Source organism: Nonomuraea fuscirosea (assembly GCF_003001935.1).
Taxonomy (GTDB): domain Bacteria; phylum Actinomycetota; class Actinomycetes; order Streptosporangiales; family Streptosporangiaceae; genus Nonomuraea; species Nonomuraea fuscirosea.
In genome coordinates, this window is the sequence record NZ_PVNG01000014.1 from 167,382 (window position 1) to 188,399 (window position 21,018).

The window sequence follows — 21,018 nt, forward strand, 5'->3', positions numbered from 1 at the left end:
AGCGGCTCAATACCGAGCAAGCCCTCCGAAATTTTTCGGAGTCTTCTTGACATGTTTCGGAGGGCTTCCCACACTGATCGCCAACGCCCCCACCCGGGAGGGAGAGCTCTGGTGATCATCAGCTTGGTCCGCTCCAGGATGCTCGCACGAGTCGTCGCCCTGGCGGCCGCGACGACGCTCACGTTCGCCGGAGGGGCGCCGGTGGCGGGGGCCGCGGCCGTGCCGCCCGTTCAGGCCGCCGCGGCGCACGGAGCCGTCGCGGCTGCTGCCGGTGACGAGAACGAGGGCGCCGACTGTGTGGTGCCCGGTCTGCCCGACGCCGGCTCGCTGCCGTCGATCTCCCGGCTGCCCGACCCGTTCAGGAAGCTGAACGGGTCGCGGATCACCAGCAGGGCCGACTGGCGGTGCCTGCGCGAGGAGACCAAGCGGCTCGCGGAGAAGTTCGTCTACGGCGAGAAGCCGCCCAAGCCGTCGAGCGTCACGGGGACGGTCTCGAGCACCGGCATCACCGTGAACGTGAGCCACAACGGCAGAAGCTCCAGTTTCTCGGCGAGCGTCTCGCTGCCGAGCGGCACCGGGCCCTTCCCCGCCGTCGTCGTCCTCGGCGGGTTCGGCGCGGACACGGCCGCCATCAGGGCCGCCGGCGCCGCCGTCATCAGCTACGACCCGTACGCGGTCGGCCGGGAGGGCACGCCGCGCAGCAACAAGCAGGGCGCCTTCTACAGCGTCTACGGCTCCTCCAGCAGCACCGGGCTGCTGCTCGCCTGGGGCTGGGGCGTGAGCCGGATCATCGACGTCATCGAGCAGTCGGGCGGCGATCTGCTCAAGGCGGACGCCACCGGCGTCACCGGCTGCTCCCGCTTCGGCAAGGGCGCCTTCGTGGCCGGCGCCTTCGACCAGCGCATCGCGCTCACCATGCCGATCGAGTCGGGCAGCGCCGGCGTGCCGATCTTCCGGGGCATCCCAGGAGAGGGCGCCCAGAGCCTGAGCAGCGCGTACGGCGAGCAGCCGTGGCTGGGCGACGCGTTCGGCTCGTTCACCGGCAGCCCGGCCCGGCTGCCCGTGGACACCCACCAGCTCGTGGCCATGGTCGCGCCGCGCGGACTGTTCGTCATGGACAACCCGCACATCACCAACCTCGGCCCCAGGTCCGCGAGCGTGGCGGCGCTGGGCGGAGCCGAGGTGTACAAGGCGCTCGGAGCGGGCGAGAACATCACGTACTGGTCCGACGTACAGGACGGCAGCCACTGCGCCAACCGGCCCGAATGGCGCACCCCGCTGCAGCAGCACATCCAGAAGTTCCTGCTGCGGACGGGCGACGCGCCCGGCGCCATGCGGATCTCGGCCAGGGCGGCCGGCAACCTGGCGGAGTGGCGCGACTGGCAGACGCCCGCGCTCGGCGGCGGCTCCGGCGACACGACCGCGCCGAGCCCGCCCGGCACCCCGGCCGCGTCCGCCGTGACCGCCACCGGCGCCACGCTGACCTGGGCCGCCTCGACCGACGACACCGGCGTCACCGGGTACGACGTGCTGCGCGCGCCCGGCGCGAGCGGCGGCACGTTCACACAGGCCGGCTCCTCGGCCACGACCTCCTTCAGCGACACCGGGCTGTCGCCCGGCACCACCTACCGCTACCAGGTCAGGGCGCGGGACGCCGCGGGCAACGCCTCGCCGGTGTCGGGCACCGTCCAGGTCACCACCCAGCCCGGCCCCTCCACCGGGGGCTGCACGGCCCTCGCCACCGTGCAGACCCAGTGGGCCACCGGGTACGTCGTCCAGCCCCTGACCATCACCAACACCGGCACGTCCGCCATCGGCGGCTGGACGGTCACCTTCACGCTGCCGGCCGGGCACACGCTGACCGGCTCGTGGAACGTCGCCGCCACCGTCAGCGGGCAGACCGTGACCTTCAGGAACGCCGCCCACAACGGCTCGCTCGCCCCGGGGGCGGCCACCACCAGCGTCGGCTTCCAGGCCACCCGCCCGAACGGCGACACCGCCCTTCCGTCCGGCTACACCTGCGCCTGACCGCCTTCCGGACCTTCCGGCCCGCCCGGGACCTCCTGGCCCGCTCGCGGGACGGAGGGTCAGCTGGTGACGGTCACGTCGCGCAGCAGGAAGTAGCTCATGGAGTCGGCCTGCATGTAGAGGTGGAACTTCTCGGCCCTGGCCTTGGCCGTCTTGTCCGCCGTGACGATGGTGACGACGACGTACTTCTTCGAGGGGTTCGTCCGGATCGCTCCGTAGGCGAACGTGGAGAAGGTCATGTCGCTGCGGATGTTCACCGCGTTCGAGTTGAGCTTGGCCAGCCGGGTCGCCGCGGCCTTGGCCGCCGTGTCCGTCGGGAACATCATCATGACCTGCACCGCCTTGAGGTGGCCCCGGTAGGCGGTGTAGGCGACCTGGACGGCGCTCGTGCACTTGTTCTTGGCCAGCACGCCCCGCCCGTCCACGGGGTCGCAGCTGTCGTACGTCCAGCCGGCCACCTTGGCGGCGGAGAACCTGACCCCGCTCAGGTTGAACTTCCAGTCGCCGAACTCGGTGTGCGCGATCGGCGAGCCCGGCTGGGCCCGGCCGGAGGCGGGCGGGGTGGCCGTGGGGTCGGCGGCCGGCTCCGACGGCTCACCCGACGGTTCGGCCTCCGGTTCGTCGGAGGCCCCGGCCGACGCCTCGTCCGCGGGCCCGCCCGACGGCTCGTCACCGGCGTCGCCGGCCGCGTCGGAGGGCGCGTCGGACTGCCACGGCGCCGTCGTCGGGAACGAGGTCGCGCTGCTCGGCAGGGCGGCGGGCGCCTCCGGGGAGCCGAGGTAGGTCACCGCGCCCACCGTGCCGCCGGCCAGCAGGAGCAGGCCCAGCCCGATGGACAGGCCGATGACCAGGGTGTTGCCGCGCCGGGGCGCCGTGCCGTAGTCGTGCCGGGGCAGCCCGTACAGGTCGGCCTGCCCGTACTGGGTCGCCCGGCCGTAGGCGTCACCCTGCCCGTAGGCGTCGCCCCGCCCGTCAGCATCGCCCCGCCCGTAGGCGTCAGCCTGTCCGTGGCCGTTGCCCCGCCCGTAGGCGTCGCTCTGTCCGTACGTGTCTCCCTGCCCGTAGGCGTCGGCGCGTCCGTGCCGGGTCGGCCGGCTGTACCGGTCCTGCGGCTCGTACGGGCCCGCCTGCCCATGCCGGCCCGATCGGGCGTACTGGTCCCCCTGTTCGTACGAGCCCGCATGCCCGTGCCGGCCGTACTGGTCCGCCTGCTCGTAGGGACCGGGCGGGCCGGGTAAGCGGGGTGAGCCGAAGTCGGGTGGCGGGCCGCCCTGCCGGGGCTGTGGGCCGTTGCCGGGCCGGCCGGGGCCTGAGCCGGCTGACCGGGGGCCGTGGCCCGGCCATGGCGCGGCGGGAGCGGGCTGCGGCCTGCCGTCCGGGGTCCCCTGCGCGGCCCGGGGATCTTGCGGATGATGAGGTGGAGGGTAGGTCATGGCCTCATTGTGCGGCGGCGATCCGGCCCTGGACCGGCTCCACGGCAGTCCGGCATCAGAGTGAACCAGCGCCGCGCGGCCGTACGTACTAGAGCGATACCCGCACGCGACCCCGGCCGAGGATGCTGCGGAGAGTGCGGCGGGCGGCCGGATGACCGGAGAACATCCCGGCGATCTGTCCCGGCCGCCCGGCGCGGGTCAGGAGTTGCAGCCGCAGCTGCAACCGGCGGCACATGAGCAGGACGATCCGTGTCCGCAGGAGCAGGACTTCTTCGTGGTTGCCGTCATGCAGGCATTTATTGCGCGAAGTGAGCACCGCCTAACTCTCCGCGAGGCGACAAACCCCCTCCCTTCCCGCGACAGCCCCCTGCACGCCGCCGTCCCCCTCCCCTGCCCGGAGACCTCGATCAACGGGCGGGAAACGTCCCGTGTTAAGGGCACGACCTGCGGGCAGGGGTCGCCTCATGGCCCGCCGACGCCGGGCTGTTAAGGGGGATGCGTCATGGGGGGAAACGCCGGCAGGATGCGCGCCGTCGCGTACCGGAAGAGCCTTCCGCTGGACGACGGCGAGAGCTTGGTGGACGTCGAGCTGCCCGTCCCCGAGCCGGGACCGACCGATCTGCTGGTCCGGGTGGAGGCCGTCGCGGTCAACCCCGTCGACTACCAGACGCGTAAGTACACCGACCCGGGAGGCGAGCCCAAAGTGCTCGGCTGGGACGCGGCGGGCACGGTCGTCGCGACCGGCGACCGGGCCGAGCTGTTCAGGACCGGGGACGAGGTGTACTACGCGGGCGCGCACGACCGTCCCGGTTGCGACTCCGAGTACCACGTCGTGGACGAGCGGCTCGTCGCCCGCAAGCCCGCCACGCTGACCTTCACCGAGGCCGCCGCGCTGCCGCTGACCTCGCTGACCGCGTGGGAGGGCCTGTTCGAACGGCTGGGCCTGCGCCGGGCGTCGCTGGAGCGGGCCGGGGCGCTGCTGGTCACCGCGGCGGCGGGCGGCGTCGGCTCGATGGTGGTGCAGCTCGCCGGGGCACTCACCGCGCTCACCGTGATCGGCACCGCCTCGCGGCCCGAGACCGTGGAGTTCGCCCGGCGCATGGGCGCCCACCACCTGGTCGACCATCACGAGCCGCTGCCGCCCCAGGTGGCCGGGATCGTGCCCGACGGTCTCGACTACGTCTTCAGCACCGCGGGCACGGACCGGAACCTGCCGGCGTACGCCGAGATGCTCAGGCCGTTCGGCGACATCGTCGTGATCGACGACCACGACACGCTGCCCGTCGGGGTGCTGCAGTCGAAGGCGATCTCGTTCCACTGGGAGCTGATGTTCACCCGCTCCCTCTACGGCACGCCCGACCGGATCGCGCAGCACCGCATCCTGACCCAGGTCGCCCGGCTGGTGGACCGCGGTGTCCTGACCACCACGGCGACCAGGGACCTGGGCCGGATCGACGCCGCCCACCTGCGCGAGGCGCACCGGATCATGGAGTCCGGCACGGCCGTGGGCAAGGTGACGCTCACCGGTTTCGGCGACTGACCGGCCGGCCGTCACAAGGCCGACCCCTCACGAGGCCGGCCGATCAGCGGCACTGGTTGATCAGCGACGCTGGTTGATCAGTCGACCTCCACGGCGGCCTGGGCGAACTGGGCCGAGTACAGCCGGGCGTACGCGCCGTCCGCCGCCAGCAGCGACTCGTGCGTGCCCTGCTCGACGATCCGCCCGTTCTCCATGACCAGGATCAGGCTGGCGTCGCGGATGGTGGACAGGCGGTGGGCGATCACGAAGCTGGTCCGCCCCTCGCGCAGCGAGCTCATCGCCCGCTGGATGAGCACCTCGGTCCTGGTGTCCACCGAGCTGGTCGCCTCGTCCAGGATGAGGATGGCCGGCTCGGACAGGAAGGCGCGGGCGATCGTGATCAGCTGCTTCTCGCCCGCGCTGACCGTGTTGCCCTCCTCGTCGACCACGGTGTCGTAGCCGTCGGGCAGCGTGTGGGCGACGCGGTCCACGTGGGCGGCCCGCGCGGCGGCCTCGATCCGCTCCTTAGTGGCGTCCTCGGCCCCGTAGCCGATGTTCTCCGCGATGGTGCCGCCGAACAGCCAGGTGTCCTGCAGCACCATGCCGATGTTGGCGCGCAGCTCCTCCCTGGACATCTCGGCGATGTCGACGCCGTCCAGCGTGATGCGCCCGCCGGTCACCTCGTAGAAGCGCATGACGAGGTTGACCAGCGTCGTCTTGCCGGCGCCGGTCGGGCCGACGATGGCCACGGTCTGGCCGGGCTCGACGGTCAGCGACAGGTCCTCGATCAGCGGCCGGTCGGGCGCGTACCGGAAGGACACGTTCTCGAACGCGACCCGTCCGCGCACCTCGGCGGGCCGCGCGGGCTGCTCCGGCTCGGGCGACTGCTCGGGCGCTTCGAGCAGCTCGAAGACCCGTTCGGCGGAGGCGACGCCGGACTGCACGAGGTTCGCCATGCCGGCCACCTGGGTCAGCGGCTGGCTGAACTGCCGCGAGTACTGGACGAACGCCTGCACGTCGCCCAGCGAGATGGAGCCCGAGGCCACCTTGAGCCCGCCCACCACGGCGACCAGCACGTAGTTGAGGTTGCCGATGAACATCATGGCCGGCTGGATCATCCCGGAGATGAACTGGGCCTTGAAGCTGGCGTTGAACAGGTCCTGGTTGTGCTCGGCGAAGGTGCCGGCGGCCTCCTTCTGCCGGCCGAACACCTTGACCAGCGTGTGGCCGCCGTACATCTCCTCGATGTGGCCGTTGAGCTTGCCCGTGGACGACCACTGCTTGATGAACTGCGGCTGCGACCGCTTGCCGATGACGGCGGTGACGTAGACCGACAGCGGCACCGAGATCAGCGCGATGAGCGCGAGCACCGGTGAGATCCAGAACATGACGACCAGCACCGCGATGACCGTCAGCAGCGAGGAGATGAGCTGGCTCATCGTCTGCTGCAGCGACTGGGCGATGTTGTCGGTGTCGTTGGTGGCGCGGCTGAGGATCTCGCCGCGCGGCTGGCCGTCGAAGTAGCTCAGCGGCAGCCGGCCCAGCTTGGCCTCGATCCGCTCGCGCAGCCGGGACGCGGCCCGCTGGACCACGATCGTGGTGAGCCGGAACTGCACGATGCCGAGCAGCCCCGCCAGCACGTAGACCGCCAGCACCCAGCCGAGCACATGGGCCAGCGCGGTGAAGTCGATGCCCTGACCGGGCACCACGCTCATGGCCGAGACCATGTCGGCGAAGGTGTCCTGGCCGCGGGCGCGCAGCCCGGCCACGGCCTCCGCCTTGGTGCTCCCGGCGGGCAGCTGGGCGCCGATGATGCCGGAGAAGATCAGGTCGGTGGCGTGGCCGAGGATCTTGGGGCCGGACACGGTCAGCGCCACGCTGGCCGTGCCGAGGGCCAGGATGACGGCCAGCATCGCCCGCTCGGGGCGCAGCAGGCGGACCAGGCGGCGCAGGGTGCCGCCGAAGTCGAGGGCCTTCTCGGCGGGCCCGCTCAGCATCCGGCCCGGGCCGAATCCTGGCTGGGGACGGCGCGGGGGCGCCTGGGTGGTCACGCCGCGGCCTCCTGTTCGGTGAGCTGGGACAGCACGATCTCCCGGTACGTCGGGCACGTGCTCATGAGTTCGGCGTGGTCGCCGCTGCCGATGATCCGGCCCTCCTCGATGACGAGGATGCGGTCGGCGTCGCGGATGGTGTTCACCCGCTGGGCCACGATGACGATGGTGGCGTCGGTGATCTCCTCGGCCAGGGCGGCGCGCAGCCGGGCGTCGGTGGCGTAGTCGAGGGCGGAAAAGGAGTCGTCGAAGAGGTAGATCTCGGGCCGGTGCACCAGGGTCCTGGCGATGGCCAGGCGCTGGCGCTGGCCGCCCGAGACGTTCGTGCCGCCCTGGGCGATGGGCTCCTCCAGGCCGCCGGGCATCGCCTCGACGAACTCGCGGGCCTGGGCCACCTCCAGGGCCCGCCACAGCTCCTCGTCGGTGGCGTCGGGCCTGCCGTACCTGAGGTTGGAGGCGATGGTGCCGGAGAAGAGGTACGGCGACTGCGGGACGAGCCCGACGGCGCGGGCCAGCGCGGCGGGGTCGAGGTCGCGCACGTCGACGCCGTCGACCAGGACGTCGCCGGAGGTCGCGTCGAACAGGCGCGGAATGAGGTTGAGCAGGGTCGTCTTGCCGCTGCCCGTGCTGCCGATGATCGCGGTCGTCCGGCCCGGCCGGGCCGTGAAGCTCACGTCGCTCAGCACCGGCGCCTCCGCGCCCGGATAACGGAAGGCCACGGAGCGCAGCTCCAGCTCGCCTATCTGCCGGTCGGGGGTGACGGACCGGGCCGGCGGGTGGACGGTCGGCTCGGTGCCGAGCACCTCCTCGATGCGCTCGGCGCAGACCTCGGCCCGCGGGATCATCATGAACATGAACATGGCCATCATCACCGACATGAGGATCTGCATCAGGTAGGAGATGACCGCGGTCAGCGCGCCGACCTGCATCGTCCCGTCGGCGATGCGGTGACCGCCGAACCACACCACGGCGACGCTGGACAGGTTCACCACCAGCATGACGGTGGGGAACATCAGCGCCATCAGCCGGCCGACCCGCAGCGACACGTCCGTCAGCTGCTCGTTGGCGACGGCGAAGCGCTCGCGCTCGTGCCGGTCGCGGACGAACGCCCTGATCACCCGGATGCCGGTGATCTGCTCGCGCAGCACCTGGTTGATCCGGTCGATGCGCTCCTGCATCGTCCGGAACAGCGGCCGCATCAGCACCACGATCGTGCCCACGACGGCGATCATCAGCGGCAGCACGACGAGCAGCAGCGAGGACAGCGTCGTGTCCTGGTTCAGCGCCAGCACGATCCCGCCGACGCACATGATCGGCGCCGCCACCATCATCGTGAACGTCATGAGCACGAGCAGCTGGATCTGCTGCACGTCGTTGGTGGTCCTGGTGATCAGGGACGGCGGCCCGAACCGGTTGACCTCCTGGGCGGAGAAGTCCTGCACCCGGTGGAAGATCGCGGCCCGCAGGTCGCGGCCCAGGGCCATCGAGGTGCGGGCGCCGTAGTAGACGGCGACGATCGAGCAGACGATCTGGACCAGCGTGACGGCCAGCATCACCATCCCGACACGCATGATGTAACCGGTGTCGCCCTTGACGACGCCGTCGTCGATGATGTCGGCGTTGAGGGTGGGGAGATAGAGCGTGGCCAGCGTCTGCACGAACTGGAAGAGGACGACGAGCGTGATCTCTTTCCCGTACGGCTTGAGCTGGTCCCGCAGCAGGCGGAACAGCATCAGCAGGGGCTTTCTGTCAAAGGGGTGAGATCGGGCCGCGTGAGCAGCCCGTCGAGCAGGACGGAGACGATCTCCTCGTCGTCCATGCCGCCCAGGTCGTCTCCGCCGAGGCCGCCGAGGCCGTGGTGGACGGTGACGGCGACCAGCATGAGCAGCAGTTGTGCCGTGGCGCCAGGAGAGCGGCGCAGCCGCTCGCGGTCGGGTTCGACCAGGGTGGCGATGGCTTCCATGATCCGGCGGCGGCTCTCCAGCATGCGCTCGCCGAACTCGGGGTCGTCGGTCAGCAACTCCCTGGGTGCGGCGTGCAGCTTGGCGTTGGCGTGCATGCCCTTGCGCAGCATCGCCACCGCCTCGCACAGCCGCGCGCGCAGCTCCGGCGTGGTGCCGACGGTGGCCAGGGCGCTCACCGCCGGCTCCGGGTCGAAGGCGGCCATCAGGGCGGCCCGCAGCAGCGAGATCTTGTCGGGGAAGACGCCGAAGATCGTGCCCTCGGCCACGCCGGCGGCCTCGGCGATCTGGCGCGTGGTGACGGCGGTGCCGTGTTCGCGCAGGAGGGGGATGGTGGCGGCGATGAGCGCGGCCCTGCGGTCCTCAGGCGCCATGGCCGGCACCCTTCGCCTTCTCGTCATGGGGACGAATCGTAATGAGCGAGTACTCACTCGTTCAAATGGTTTTCGCGTGTATCGCCGCCCGTGCAGGGGGTCCCGGGTTAAAGTGACCAGGTCAGCGGGCTGATCGCGGGGGGAAATGCCGATGCTGGACGTGGCGCGATCCGGAGCGCAGCAGACGGAAACAGACCAACGCGACCTTCCGGCCGCCGGGGCGGCGGATCAGCGCCATCCGGCGACCTCTCGGGCGGCGGCGGATCAGCGGGATCCGGTGGCGGGCAGGGCGGCGCAGGCGGATCCGGTGGCGGCCGGGGTGGCCGGGGTCACGATCGTGTGGGCCGACAACAACGGCATCCCGCGCTCCCGTACGGTGCCGGCCGGCCAGTACGACGCCGCCGTCGAGCGCGGGGTCGGCATCACGCCGCTGTTCGCGGTCTTCGACTCCCACGACGGGATCACCTTCGAGCACGCCCCGCTGGGCACGCCCTCGGGCGACATCCGGCTGATGCCCGTCGCCGACCGGCTCGTCCGGCTCGCGGGGCAGCCCGGGTTCGCATGGGTGCCGGGGCGGCAGGTGGCGGCCGACGGCTCCGCGTGGCCGTACGACCAGCGGGGTGTGCTGGAGCGGCAGGTCGCCAGGGCCGCGGCGCTCGGGCTCGACCTCCTGGCGGGCTACGAGATGGAGTTCCATCTGAGCCGGGCGGGCGACGACGGCGACGGCGACGTGCGTCCGGTCTACGACGGGCCCTCCTACGGCCCGGCCAAGATGCTGGCCGTGGACGCCTTCGCCGAGCAGTTGCTGCGCGACCTCGACCGCAACGGCGTCCCCGTCGGCCAGTTCCACGGCGAGTACGGCCCCGGGCAGTTCGAGTTCAACATCGCCCCCGCCGACCCGGTCACCGCGGCCGACCGGCAGCTGCTGGCGCGGCAGACCGTGCACGCGGCGGCCCGCGCCCACGGCCTGCGGGCGAGCTTCGCCCCGCTGGTGACGCTCGGCCAGGTGGGCAACGGCTGGCACCTGCACACCTCGGTGTCCCGCGCGGGGGCCAACCTGCTGTCGGGCGGCGACGGGCCCGGGGGCCTGACCGCCGAGGGCGGCGCCTACCTGGCCGGCCTGCTGCGCGACCTGCCCGCGATCGTGGCCGTCAGCGCGCCGAGCCTGTCGTCGTTGCAGCGCAGGCGGCCCGGGTACTGGTGCGGGGCCTACACGTTCTGGGGGGTCGAGAACCGGGAGGCGTCGCTGCGGTTCGTACCGGCCACTCCCCTGCTCGGCGCCGGGCACGCCAACGTCGAGCTCAAGCCGTCCGACGCCTCGGCCAACCCCTACCTCGCGCTGGCCGCCGTGATCGCGGCGGGCGTCGCCGGCGTCGAGGACGGCCTCACGCCGCCCGATCCGGTGCAGGAGGATCCCGGCGGCTGGAGCGAGGAACGGCGCGCGGCGCACGGCATCCGCCGGCTGCCCGTCACGGTCGAGGAGCAGCTCGCCGAGCTGCGGGCTAACGAGCGTATCCGCGCGGCGCTGGGCGAGGAGCTGGTCGGCGCCTTCATCGCGGTACGCGAGTCCGACGCCGCCCGCGCGACCGGCCGGGACGCGGCGGACGTGGTGCGCTCCTACCGCTGGCTCTACTGATCAACGCGGACGGGCCTCTCCCAGGTCAGTGCGGGGGCCTCTTCCGGGTCAGTGCGGGTGGGCCTCTTCCAGGGGCAGTCCGGCCAGCCGGGCGTCCAGGGCGGCGGTGAAGTTGTGGCAGGCGGGCAGCTCGTCGTGCGGGCAGCCGAGCGCGTGGGCGACGGCCTTCCTGGCGATCTGGGCCCTGGCGATCTGTTCGTCGAGCTCGGCGAGCTTGCGCCGGACCAGCTCCCGCCAGTCGTCGCCGCGCGTCTGTGCGGCCAGGAACTCCGTGCACTCGTGCAGCGAGAATCCGCAGTCGCGCAGCAGCAGGATCGTGCCGACGAGCGCCGTCGCCGACTCCGGGTAGCGGCGCCGGCCCGAGATCCGCTCGGGGGCCGGGATCAGGCCGAGCTCCTCGTAGTAGCGCAGCGCCGAGGTGGCGACGCCGGTGCTCCTCGCCAGCTCGCCGATCGTCAGGTGCCGTTCCCCCATGATGCCTTCGAGCGTACGTCAGGAGGCGGGGCGGCGCCCGGCGTGGACGTACGCGCGATTATGCTCTATAACTCGTAGTACTACGATAAGTAGAGCAGAAGCGGGGGCCGCGCATGCGGGTGATCGTGGCAGGAGCGGGGATCAGCGGGCTCGCCACCGCGCGGGGGCTGATCGCGGCGGGACACGAGGTGACGGTGCTGGAACGCGCGCCGCGGCCGCGCACCGGAGGCGGAGCCATCACCCTGTGGTGCAACGGCACCGCCATCCTGCGCGACCTCGGCGTCGGCCTGGAGGGGACCGGGCAGCGGCTGACCACGCTGCGGTTACGGACCTCGCGGGGGCGCGAGGTGCTGGAGATGGACCTGGAGGCGCTGGCGGAACGGTTCGGCTCGGAGGCCCGGGTGATCCCGCGATCGTCGCTGATCGGCCTGCTGGCGGGCGGGCTGCCCGAGGGCACCGTCCGGTTCGGCGCGCGGGTCACGGGCCTGCGGGCCGACGGTGACGGCGTACGGGTGCGGACCGAGGAGGGGCAGGAGTACGACGGCGACTTCCTGGTGGGGGCCGACGGGGTGCGCTCGCGGGTGCGCGCCCTGGTGCTGGGCGACGGCGAGGCGGCGCTGACCGGGGTGGCGATCTGGCAGGGGCTGACGCCGGCGCCGTTCGACCCCGGGCCCACCTCGACGCTGATGATCGGCCGGCAGGGCGACTTCGGGTACATGGGAGCCGGTGACGGGCTCATGCAATGGTTCTTCGACGTGCCGTACGTGCGGGGGGCGCCCGCCGCCGACCCGGTGCGGCTGCTGCGCCGGCGGTTCGGCCGCTGGGCGGCGCCGGTCGAGGAACTGCTGGCCTCGCTCGGTGAAGGCGACGCCGAGTGGTTCCCGCACACCCGGCACAAGGTGCCCTCCCGCTGGGGCGCGGGCCGGTGCGTGCTGCTCGGGGACGCCGCGCACGGAATGCCGCCCTTCATGGCGCAGGGCACGAACCAGGCGCTGGAGGACGTGGCGACCCTGGTGCACTGCCTGGCCACCGTGCCCGACCCGGCCCAGGTGGTCGGCGTCTACTCCGCCAAGCGCAAACGGCGCGCGGCCCTGGCCTCGACGATGGCCACGCACGGGCTCGCGGTGTCGGGGCCACGGTCGCTGATGCAGAGCGAGTACGTCATGCGCATGAACGCGGCCACCTCTCCACGTGTGGCCACCCGGGTATTCGGCCGCCTCCTCAGCACCCTCAGCGACCGCATCTGACCCACCTCCGGAACCGCCCCCTTGAGGCTGCGGGGCCGCCGGTGTCCGAAGACGGTCAGTGGGAGGATCCGGCGGCCGTGAAGGCTGTCCTGGGCCCGGGCGGAGATCTACGATGCGGCCATGCGACTGGTTGATATCCGGGTTTATCCGGTCAAGTCGGGGGCTGGGCTGCCCGTGGCGGACGTCGCCGTGGAGCCGTGGGGGCTGGCCGGGGATCGCCGGTGGGCGGTGGTCGACGAGGCGGGTGAGCACCTCTGGCTGGCCGACTACCCCCGGATGGTCTCGGTCCGTGCGCGGAACCTCGACGGCGGCGGACTGCTGCTCTCCGCCCCAGGACGGCCCGACCTGGAGGTCTCCCCGCCCACGGGCGAGCCGGTCCCCGTGAAGTTCACCGGCCTGGACCACGCGGTGCCCGCCGGTGACGCCGCCTGCGCCTGGTTCACCGAACTGCTCGGCCGCCCCGCCCGGCTCGTCTGGCTGGACGACCCCGGCCGCCGATCCATCGACCCCGCGCACGGCGGCCTGCCCGGCGAGGTGGTCAGTTTCGCCTGGGACGCCCCGCTGCTGCTGACGTCCGCCGCGTCGCTCCGGCTGCTGGACGAGCAGATCGGCGGCGACACGCCGCTCGACATGGCACGGTTCCGACCGAGCGTGGTGGTGGACGGCGGCGAGCCCTACGCCGAGGACGCGTGGAAGGAGGTCAGGATCGGCGAGGTGGACTTCCGCGTCTCGGAGGCGTGCGACCGGTGCGCGGTCACCACCATCGACCCGGTCACCGGGGCCAGGGGCAAGGAGCCGCTCAGGACGCTGGCCCGGCATCGCCTCCGGGACGGCAAGACGTGGTTCGGCATCCGCCTCGTGCCCAGGGGACCCGGCCGGATCCGGCTCGGCGATCCGGTGACCGCCTGAACGACGCCGCGGCTTCCATCCGGTGACCGCCTGAACGGCCTCGGCCCCCGGACCCGGGTGAAGGCGGTCAGGAGCCGGCGGTGGCCTGGTCGAGGAGTTCCAGGAGGTGCTGGTACGGCTTTCCGGTGGCGCGGGTCATACCGAGCTCGCACGTCCGGTTGACCGAGGCGTGGGCGGCGAAGTCCCCGGCCGTCACGGTGGCGGCCTCGGCCCGGGTGGCGGAGGCGGTGAGTTCGGGGTGGAGCAGGCCGCGGTCCCCGGCGAAGGCGCAGCACTGCCAGCCCTCCGGGATCACCACCTCGTCGGCCACGGCCCGTGCGATGCCGTCGATGGCCGCGTCCAGGCCCAGCCGGGTGGAGGAGCAGGTGGGGTGCAGGGCCAGGGACGGCAGCCGGCGGGCGGCGGGAAGCCGGGGCAGGAGGTGCTCGGCGGTGTAGGCGACGGCGTCCAGCACCTTCAGGTCGGGGACGAGGTGGGCGTACCCCTCGGTGCAGGAGGCGGCGTCGGTGACGACCGGGACGCGGCCGTCGCGGGTGGCCCGGGCGAGGGCGTCGCGGACGCGCCCGGCCATCGTCTCGTGGCCATCGGCGTACCCCTTGGACGACCAGGGGGTGCCGCAGCACAGCCCGGCGATCTCGGCGGGCACGCGCAGCGTGACGCCGGCCCGCTCGGCCAGACGCTGGAAGGCGGTCATGACGCCGGGCCCGTCGCCGGCGGGGGCGAACATGGTGTTCAGGCAGGACGGGAGGTAGACGGCGTCGGGGTCGGTGGCGGGGACCGGGCGGCGCCTGGCCCCGCCCCTGGGCAGGTCGCGGCTCCACTGCGGGACCGTCTCCGAGCCGGCCAGCGCGCGGGCGGCCCGGCTGCCGGCCTCGGGGAGGGCGGGCGGGGTCGCGGCGGCGGCGTCCAGGGCCAGGTTCATCGCGCGGGTGAGGCCGTCCCAGTGCCTGGCGGCGCTGTTCCAGCCCTTCTTCGCGGCCCGGCCGTGCCGCTCGGCGCGCAGGCGCTTGGTCAGGTCGCCGGTGTTGATCAGGACGGGGCAGGCGGTGGCGCACATGCCGTCCACGGCGCAGGTGTCCACGGCGTCGTAGCCGTAGTCCTCCTCCAGCGCGCGGGCCAGGTCGTGATCGCCGGCCGCCTCGGCGGCGGCCATCTCGCGGCGCAGCACGATGCGCTGGCGCGGAGTGGTGGTCAGGTCGCGGCTGGGGCAGACGGGCTCGCAGTAGCCGCACTCGACGCAGCGGTCGACCTCGGGCTCGACGGTGACGACCCGCTTGAGGTCGCGCAGGTGGGCGTCGTCGCGGTCGGTGAGCACGACGCCGGGGTTGAGCGTGCCCGCCGGGTCGCACAGGCGCTTGATCTCGCGCATGACGTCGTAGAGCTCGTCGCCGTACTGGCGGCGGACGAACGGGGCCATGACGCGGCCGGTGCCGTGCTCGGCCTTGAGCGTGCCGCCGCGCCCCAGCACGGCCTCGACCATGTCCTCGGTGAAGTCGGCGTAACGCTGCAGCTCGGTGCCGAAGCGTTCGTTCAGCATGAAGTGCAGGTTGCCGTCCTTGGCGTGGCCGAAGATGACGCTGCGCTCGTAGCGGTGCTTGGCGAACAGCTCGGTGAGGTCGTCGCACAGGTCCGCGAGGACGGGTACGGGAACGGCGACGTCCTCCAGCAGGGCGGTGGTGCCGCTGGGCCGGGCGCCGGCCACGGAGGCGTACAGACCCTTGCGGATGTGCCACAGCGCGGCCCTGACGCCGGCCTGCCTGCCGAGCCGGGCGGGGACGGACAGGGGCAGCCCGGCGAACGCCAGCTCGGCGGCCCGCTCGCGCTCGGTGAGCAGGTCGGCGTCGGACTCCTGCCACTCGACCAGCAGCGCGGCGTGCCCGGCGACGTCGAGGGAGCGCAGCACGTCGTCGGCCTTGGGGTCGGCCTGGGCCACCCGCAGCGACTCGGCGTCCAGCAGCTCGACCGCGGCCGGCCCGGCGGCGACGAGTTCGGGCATCGCGGCCATCGCCGCGCGCAGCGTCGGCAGCACGAGCAGGCCGGTGGCGGCCAGGCGGTGCGCGGGGACCGTGCGGAAGACCGCCTCGGCGACGAAGCCGAGCGTGCCCTCGCTGCCGATGATCAGGTGGGCGAGGATCTGCGCGGGCGAATCGTGGTCGAGGAGGCTGTTGAGGCCGTACCCCATGGTGTTCTTGAGCGAGAACTGGGCGGTGATGCGGCGCACCGACTCGGCGTCGCCGCGCACGCGGTCGCGCAGCCGGGCCAGCCCGTCGGCGAGCGCGGGCTCCAGCGCCCGCAGCCGCTCGTCCGCGTCGGGGGCGCCGGTGTCGACGACGGTGCCGCTGGGCAGCACGACCGTCATCGACTCCAGGGTCCGGTACGTGTTCGCGTGCGTGCCGCAGGTCATGCCGCTGGAGTTGTTGGCCACCACGCCGCCGATCGTGCACGCCGACTCGCTGGCCGGGTCGGGGCCGAGCTTGCGGCCGTACGGGGCCAGGCGGGCGTTGACCTGCCGCAGCACCGCGCCGGGCTGGACACGGACGCGCTCGCCCTCGTCCAGCACCTCGATGCCGCGGAAGTGCCGCCGGGTGTCCACCAGCAGGTGCTCGCTGACGCCCTGCCCGCTCAGGCTGGTGCCGCCGGAGCGGAAGGTGAGCGGCAGGCCCGTCCGCAGCAGCGCGGCGACCTGCTCGGCGCTCTCCGGGACCAGGACGGCCTGCGGGGTGAGCAGGTAGTGGGAGGCGTCGTGGGCCATGCCGAGCCGGTCGCCGGCCCGGGTACGGGCGATACCCGGCACGGCGGCCTCCACCGTGGCCAGGACTGCGGGATCCGGCGCGTTCATCACGTTTCCTACTCTTTCATCGGCACGATCCGCGCCGAACTCCGGCCCACCGGGCGCGGAGCTGTGGAAGCCCCCGGCCTAGCGGCGCGGGTCTATGTGGATCTTGGGGCCCGGGCCGGCGGCGGGCGGGCGGTGTCCGGCCAGGATGCCGGGGGTCTCGGCCAGGCCGACCGTGGTGGCCACCAGCGGCCGGGCGTCCACCGAGCCGTCGGTGTAGGCGGCGGCCGCCGCGGCCAGTCCGGCCGAGCCGCCCAGGATACCGACGGCGGTGACGTCCTTGAGCAGCAGGTCACGGGTGTCGAGGGTGCTCGGCATGCCGGCCAGGCCGATGTAGACCACGCGCCCGGCCGGTTCGACGAGGTCGGCGGCGAGCGCGGGTAACTCGGGCGCGTTGGAGGCGTCAACGACCGCGTCCCAGGCGAGCGGCGGCAGCTCGGGCCTGGTCCAGACGCCGGCGAAACCGAGCGTGGCGGCCAGGCGCAGCCCTTCCCGGTCGCGGCCCATCAGGTGCGTCTCGACCCCCCTGGCCCGCGCGAACAGCGCCGCCAGCAGGCCGATCGTGCCGGTGCCGAGGATCAGCAGCCGCCCTCCCCGGCCGAGCCCGGCGGCCTCGACGGCCCGCACGGCGTTGCCGCCCGGCTCCACCAGCGCGCCGAGCGCCGGATCCAGCTCGGCGGGCAGCGGGCGCAGGGCGGCGACCGGCACGGCGAGCCGTTCGGCCAGCGCTCCGGCGAAGCCGCGGCTGATGCCGATCTCGGCCAGGTCCGCGCACACGTGGTGGCGGCCGGCCAGGCAGCGCGCGCAGTCCCCGCAGCCGAGCATGGTGTCGCCGGTGACCCGGCGGCCCAGCCAGCGGCGCTCCACACCCGCGCCCACCCTGGTGACGATCCCGCACCACTCGTGGCCGGGGCGCAGCGGGTACCAGGAGCGGCCGGTGCGCAGGTAGCTCATCTCGCCGGTGAACAGCTCGACGTCGGTGCCGCACACCCCGGCCCGCTCCACGTCCACGACGACCTGCCCGGCCCCGGCGACCGGCGGCTCGACGTCGTGCACCGCGGCCTCTGCAGGACCGGTGATGACGAGGGCGCGCACCTAGCGGGGCCCCACGACCCGCTGACGCTGGCTGCCCAGGCCGTCGATGCCCAGCTCCATCACGTCGCCGGGCTGGAGCCAGATCTGCGGCTTGTGACCCATGCCGACTCCGGGCGGAGTGCCGGTGTTGATCAGGTCGCCCGGCTCCAGCACCATGAACTGGCTCAGGTGGTGGACGAGGAAGTACGGGTCGAAGATCATCGTCGCGGTGCTGCCGGTCTGGCGGCGGGTGCCGCTGACGTCCAGCCACATGCCCAAATTCCGTACGTCGGCGATCTCGTCGGGGGTGACCAGCCACGGCCCGGCCGGGTTGAACGTCTCGGCCGACTTGCCCTTGCTCCACTGGCCGCCGCGCTCCATCTGGAAGGCGCGCTCGCTGACGTCGTTGACCACGCAGTAGCCGGCGATGGCGGCGCCGGCCTCCTCGACGGAGTCGAGGTAGGAGGTACGCCGGCCGATGACGATGCCCAGCTCCACCTCCCAGTCGGGCTTGGTGGAGCCGCGGGGGATGCGCACGTCGTCGTACGGGCCGATGAGGGTGTTGGGCGGCTTGGTGAACAGGATCGGCTCGTCCGGCACGGCCTGACCGGTCTCGGCGGCGTGGTCGCTGTAATTGAGCCCGATGCACAGGATCTGGTGCGGCCTGGCGATCGGCGCGCCGATCCGCTCACCGGCGAACGCGCGGCGCTCCCCGGTCGCCACCCGCTCGGCGAGCAGCGCGGGGCCGCCCGCGGCGAAGAATCTCTCGTCGAAGTCGGGGGTGACGTCGGAGACGTCGACGTAGTGGGTGTCGTCCACGCGGACGACGGGCTTCTCGGCGCCGGGCGGGCCGATGCGCATGAGGTACACGAAGGATCTCCGCTGTCAGGAGGTCGGCGAGGCCGGGGCCGCCATGCGGGTGACGCCCGGCTCGGCCACCGGATCGGGCATGTTCCGAACCTTAGACCACCGTTCACGAAGCCGGAATACGGGGGTGAATCAGGCGAACCGCACCTCGGCGCTGACGAGCGCGCCGCCGTCGGCGTCGAGCACCCACAGCCGCGCCCCGTCCGGCTCGGGCCGGCCGGCCAGCCTGACGGGGGTACCGAGGTGGACGGGGGCGAGGGCGCGCATGGAGTACGTCGCCGGGGTACGGCCCGGACTGCGGCGCAGGGCGAGGTCGAGCAGCAGCATGCTGGTGAGCGGGCCGTGGACGAGCAGGCCCGGCTGCCCTTCCACCTCGCGGGTCCACGGGTCGTTGTAGTGGACGAGGTGGCTGTTGTAGGTCAGCGCGGAGTAGCGGAACAGGTGCACGGGGCCCAGTTCGAGCGGCTCGTCCCAGGTCAGCTCGGCCGGGCCGGGGCCCGGCTGGGGGCGGGCGGGGGCGGTGGGGCCGAGGAAGACGTCGTGCTGGCGTACGGTCACGGCGGGCCCGTCCGGTCCGCCGATCGTCCTCGCGATCGTCACGAACACGAGCCTGCCGCTGCGGCCCCGCTTGTCGTCCATCCGGTCGAGCGTGGCGGTCAGATCGAGCGTCTCGCCGTAGCGGATCGGGCGGTGGAAGGTCATCTCCTCCCCCGCGAACAGGCGGCGCGGCAGGTCGATGTCCGGCACGACGCCGTCACGGGCCGGGGTGCCGTCGGGACGCAGCGCGTCAAGGCCGAGGTCGGGCAGGAAGTAGAGCCCGTGCCGGCCTGGCGGCAGCGCCCCGCCCTCGACCGGCTCGGGGTCGTCCGGCGCGAAGGTGTCCCGATAGGCCCGCGCGGGCCACAACCGGATGGTGTCGGTCCTGGTGATCGTGCTCACAGGGCTCCTCCCGTGCGGGACGTCGGTCCGGATGGTGATCGCAAGGCCCTCCCGTGCGGGTCGGCGGTCACAGGTTTCTCCAGGTCCAGTGGCCGGCGAGGAGGGTGCCCGCGACGGGCATCGTGCGCAGTTCGTCGCGGTCGGCGGTGGCCGGGTCGCGGTCGAGGACGACCAGGTCGGCGGGGTCGCCGGGGGCGAAGCCGGCCCGCCCGCGGGAGGCGGCGGCCAGGGCCACGCCGCGCGGCAGGCGCTGCTCCGGATGCCACGGCTCGCGCTCGCCGCGGCTGCGGCTGATCGCGGAGGCGACGGCCTGCCACGGATCCAGCGGCGCGACGGGGGCGTCGGAGCCGAGCCGCAGGGCGACCCCGGCCTCGTGCAGCGAGGCGAAGGCGAAGGCTCGGCCGGTCCGCCCCTCCCACAGCCGGTCGGCGACGTCACGATCGTCCATGGCGTGCTCGGGCTGGACGCTGGCCACGAGCCCGAGCCGGGCGAAGCGGGCGAAGTCCCCGGCCCGGACGAGCTGCGCGTGCTCGATCACCCCCGGCCGCCCCAGCTCCTCGAACACGTCGACGACCTGGCTGTTCGCCCGGTCTCCAATGGCGTGCACGGCGGCCTCGATCCCGCCGGGCCAGGCCAGGGTGAGCAGGTCGCGCAGCTCTTCGACGGTGTAGCTCTCGACGCCGCACGCGTGCGGGTCCCCCGGATCGAGCCCCGGGTACGGGTCCCAGCACAGCGCGGTCCTGGTGTTGAGCGAGCCGTCCACGACGACCTTCAGCCGGCCGACGGTCACCAGCCCGGCGGGGTCGAGGGGCGCGCCGGTGCGCAGGCCCCGCGCGAGGGCGTCGTCCAGCCGGTCGGGCCAGATGGACGCCTCCACCCGCAGGCTCGTCAGCCCCTCGGCCACCCGCTCGGGCCACAGCCGGACATTGTCGGCGTGCTCGAAGTCGACGATGCCGACGACCCCGCGCCGGGCCGCCGCCCGTGCCGTGTCGCGGTAGTCGGCCACCGTCAGCGAGCCCTCCGCGTCCAGGCCGGGCGAGCCGATCCAGTCGCCCTCGCGCAGCACCCCCGACTCGTCCACGGTCACGCCCATCCGGGCGGCGGCGGCCGAGTTGATCCAGCCGCAGTGCAGGTCGGCGCTGACCAGCACGACCGGGGTGCCGGGGGCGGCCTCGTCGAGGGCGCGCAGGGTGGGCCGGTCGGGCCAGAGCGCGTCGCGGAAGCCGTACCCGGACAGGACTCCCCCGGCGGGCACGGGCGTGCGGGTGAGCGCCGCGCGGACCAGGGCGGCGGTCTCGGCGGCGCCGGCCGCGCCGGACAGGTCCACGCGGCGGCTCTGGACCACCCACTGGGTGAAGTGCACGTGCTCGTCCCACAGGCCGGGCCCGAGGTGGCGCCCGTCGAGTCTCACCGGCTCGGCGCCGGGTGCGGGCACCGTGCCGGCCGGACCGGCCGCAACGATCCGCCCGTCGCGTACGTGCACGTCGATGAGGGCGTCGTCGCCGTAGCGGCGGGCGTCGCGCAACAGCAGCCCGTTCGTGCCCGTCATCCCCGGCGCCCCGGATCGCACCGGCCCGTTCGTGCCCGTCATCCCCGGTGCCTCGGATCGCGCCGACCCGTTCGTGTCCGTCATCTCCGGCGTCTCACCTCGCGCCGGCCCTGTGTCCGTC

At 73.2% G+C, this 21,018-nt stretch carries 16 protein-coding genes; 5 read left to right on the plus strand and 11 right to left on the minus strand.

Features of this window, described 5'->3' with window-relative positions:
• The first annotated feature begins 111 nt into the window (after positions 1-111).
• Complete coding sequence (locus B0I32_RS60165; protein ID WP_245956126.1) at positions 112-2,028, plus strand: glucuronyl esterase domain-containing protein; 1,917 nt, start codon at positions 112-114, stop codon at positions 2,026-2,028.
• A 59-nt stretch (positions 2,029-2,087) separates the two neighbouring features.
• Here the strand turns inward: B0I32_RS60165 and B0I32_RS30550 are convergent, their stop codons facing one another.
• Together B0I32_RS30550 and B0I32_RS30555 are read right to left on the minus strand one after the other, a co-directional pair.
• On the minus strand, positions 2,088-3,461 hold the full coding sequence (locus tag B0I32_RS30550; RefSeq protein WP_106245646.1) for a collagen-like domain-containing protein: 1,374 nt from the start codon (positions 3,459-3,461) through the stop codon (positions 2,088-2,090).
• 88 nt (positions 3,462-3,549) lie between these two features.
• The gene (locus B0I32_RS30555) at positions 3,550-3,777 is read right to left on the minus strand and encodes a hypothetical protein (protein WP_106245648.1); all 228 of its coding nucleotides are present in this window, start codon (positions 3,775-3,777) and stop codon (positions 3,550-3,552) included.
• Between the two features lie 186 nt (positions 3,778-3,963).
• On the opposite strand from B0I32_RS30555, the gene B0I32_RS30560 reads away from it, so the two are divergent.
• The gene (locus tag B0I32_RS30560; protein ID WP_219912078.1) at positions 3,964-5,001 is read left to right on the plus strand and encodes a zinc-binding alcohol dehydrogenase family protein; all 1,038 of its coding nucleotides are present in this window, start codon (positions 3,964-3,966) and stop codon (positions 4,999-5,001) included.
• Positions 5,002-5,078: 77 nt separating this feature from the next.
• Here the strand turns inward: B0I32_RS30560 and B0I32_RS30565 are convergent, their stop codons facing one another.
• The 3 genes from B0I32_RS30565 to B0I32_RS30575 are packed head-to-tail and all read right to left on the minus strand — an operon-like array spanning position 5,079 to position 9,393.
• A complete protein-coding gene (locus B0I32_RS30565; protein WP_342751785.1) occupies positions 5,079-7,031 on the minus strand; it encodes an ABC transporter ATP-binding protein in 1,953 nt (650 codons plus the stop codon).
• A complete protein-coding gene (locus B0I32_RS30570; RefSeq protein ID WP_181307939.1) occupies positions 7,028-8,764 on the minus strand; it encodes an ABC transporter ATP-binding protein in 1,737 nt (578 codons plus the stop codon). Before B0I32_RS30570 ends, B0I32_RS30565 begins: the two co-directional genes overlap by 4 nt.
• On the minus strand, positions 8,764-9,393 hold the full coding sequence (locus B0I32_RS30575) for a TetR/AcrR family transcriptional regulator (RefSeq protein WP_106245652.1): 630 nt from the start codon (positions 9,391-9,393) through the stop codon (positions 8,764-8,766). Before B0I32_RS30575 ends, B0I32_RS30570 begins: the two co-directional genes overlap by 1 nt.
• Before the next feature lie 124 nt (positions 9,394-9,517).
• Between B0I32_RS30575 and B0I32_RS30580 the strand changes: the two genes are divergently transcribed.
• Positions 9,518-11,002 (plus strand): type I glutamate--ammonia ligase, encoded by a 1,485-nt coding sequence (locus tag B0I32_RS30580; protein ID WP_106245901.1) that lies wholly within the window; start codon positions 9,518-9,520, stop codon positions 11,000-11,002.
• 48 nt (positions 11,003-11,050) lie between these two features.
• Here B0I32_RS30580 and B0I32_RS30585 read toward each other — a convergent pair whose 3' ends face one another.
• Positions 11,051-11,476 (minus strand): MerR family DNA-binding transcriptional regulator, encoded by a 426-nt coding sequence (locus tag B0I32_RS30585; protein WP_106245653.1) that lies wholly within the window; start codon positions 11,474-11,476, stop codon positions 11,051-11,053.
• 113 nt (positions 11,477-11,589) lie between these two features.
• Here B0I32_RS30585 and B0I32_RS30590 point away from each other — a divergent pair, with 113 nt between their 5' ends.
• The gene (locus B0I32_RS30590) at positions 11,590-12,723 is read left to right on the plus strand and encodes an FAD-dependent oxidoreductase (RefSeq protein ID WP_106245655.1); all 1,134 of its coding nucleotides are present in this window, start codon (positions 11,590-11,592) and stop codon (positions 12,721-12,723) included.
• 120 nt (positions 12,724-12,843) lie between these two features.
• Positions 12,844-13,632: an MOSC domain-containing protein gene (locus tag B0I32_RS30595; protein WP_106245657.1), complete on the plus strand. Its 789-nt coding sequence runs from the start codon at positions 12,844-12,846 to the stop codon at positions 13,630-13,632.
• 67 nt (positions 13,633-13,699) lie between these two features.
• On the opposite strand, the gene B0I32_RS30600 is transcribed toward B0I32_RS30595, so the two are convergent.
• The 5 genes from B0I32_RS30600 to B0I32_RS30620 form a co-directional block, all read right to left on the minus strand.
• Positions 13,700-16,471: an FAD-binding and (Fe-S)-binding domain-containing protein gene (locus B0I32_RS30600; RefSeq protein WP_106245659.1), complete on the minus strand. Its 2,772-nt coding sequence runs from the start codon at positions 16,469-16,471 to the stop codon at positions 13,700-13,702.
• A gap of 78 nt (positions 16,472-16,549) precedes the next feature.
• A complete protein-coding gene (locus B0I32_RS30605) occupies positions 16,550-17,563 on the minus strand; it encodes a zinc-dependent alcohol dehydrogenase (protein WP_106245661.1) in 1,014 nt (337 codons plus the stop codon).
• A complete protein-coding gene (locus B0I32_RS30610; protein WP_106245663.1) occupies positions 17,564-18,412 on the minus strand; it encodes a fumarylacetoacetate hydrolase family protein in 849 nt (282 codons plus the stop codon).
• A 129-nt stretch (positions 18,413-18,541) separates the two neighbouring features.
• Positions 18,542-19,348 (minus strand): HTD2 family dehydratase, encoded by an 807-nt coding sequence (locus B0I32_RS57950; protein WP_181307941.1) that lies wholly within the window; start codon positions 19,346-19,348, stop codon positions 18,542-18,544.
• 67 nt (positions 19,349-19,415) lie between these two features.
• Complete coding sequence (locus B0I32_RS30620; protein WP_106245903.1) at positions 19,416-20,897, minus strand: amidohydrolase; 1,482 nt, start codon at positions 20,895-20,897, stop codon at positions 19,416-19,418.
• Positions 20,898-21,018 lie beyond the last annotated feature (121 nt).

What these genes read in the sequence shown, in the direction of transcription:
- B0I32_RS30560 (WP_219912078.1), top strand. Translation starts at nt 3,964, where the DNA reads ATGGGGGGAAACGCCGGCAGGATGCGCGCCGTCGCGTACCGGAAGAGC.
- B0I32_RS30550 (WP_106245646.1), bottom strand. Translation starts at nt 3,461, where the DNA reads ATGACCTACCCTCCACCTCATCATCCGCAAGATCCCCGGGCCGCGCAG.
- B0I32_RS30570 (WP_181307939.1), bottom strand. Translation starts at nt 8,764, where the DNA reads ATGCTGTTCCGCCTGCTGCGGGACCAGCTCAAGCCGTACGGGAAAGAG.
- B0I32_RS30600 (WP_106245659.1), bottom strand. Translation starts at nt 16,471, where the DNA reads ATGAACGCGCCGGATCCCGCAGTCCTGGCCACGGTGGAGGCCGCCGTG.
- B0I32_RS30580 (WP_106245901.1), top strand. Translation starts at nt 9,518, where the DNA reads ATGCTGGACGTGGCGCGATCCGGAGCGCAGCAGACGGAAACAGACCAA.
- B0I32_RS30590 (WP_106245655.1), top strand. Translation starts at nt 11,590, where the DNA reads ATGCGGGTGATCGTGGCAGGAGCGGGGATCAGCGGGCTCGCCACCGCG.
- B0I32_RS30620 (WP_106245903.1), bottom strand. Translation starts at nt 20,897, where the DNA reads ATGACGGGCACGAACGGGCTGCTGTTGCGCGACGCCCGCCGCTACGGC.
- B0I32_RS30575 (WP_106245652.1), bottom strand. Translation starts at nt 9,393, where the DNA reads ATGACGAGAAGGCGAAGGGTGCCGGCCATGGCGCCTGAGGACCGCAGG.
- B0I32_RS30585 (WP_106245653.1), bottom strand. Translation starts at nt 11,476, where the DNA reads ATGGGGGAACGGCACCTGACGATCGGCGAGCTGGCGAGGAGCACCGGC.
- B0I32_RS30595 (WP_106245657.1), top strand. Translation starts at nt 12,844, where the DNA reads ATGCGACTGGTTGATATCCGGGTTTATCCGGTCAAGTCGGGGGCTGGG.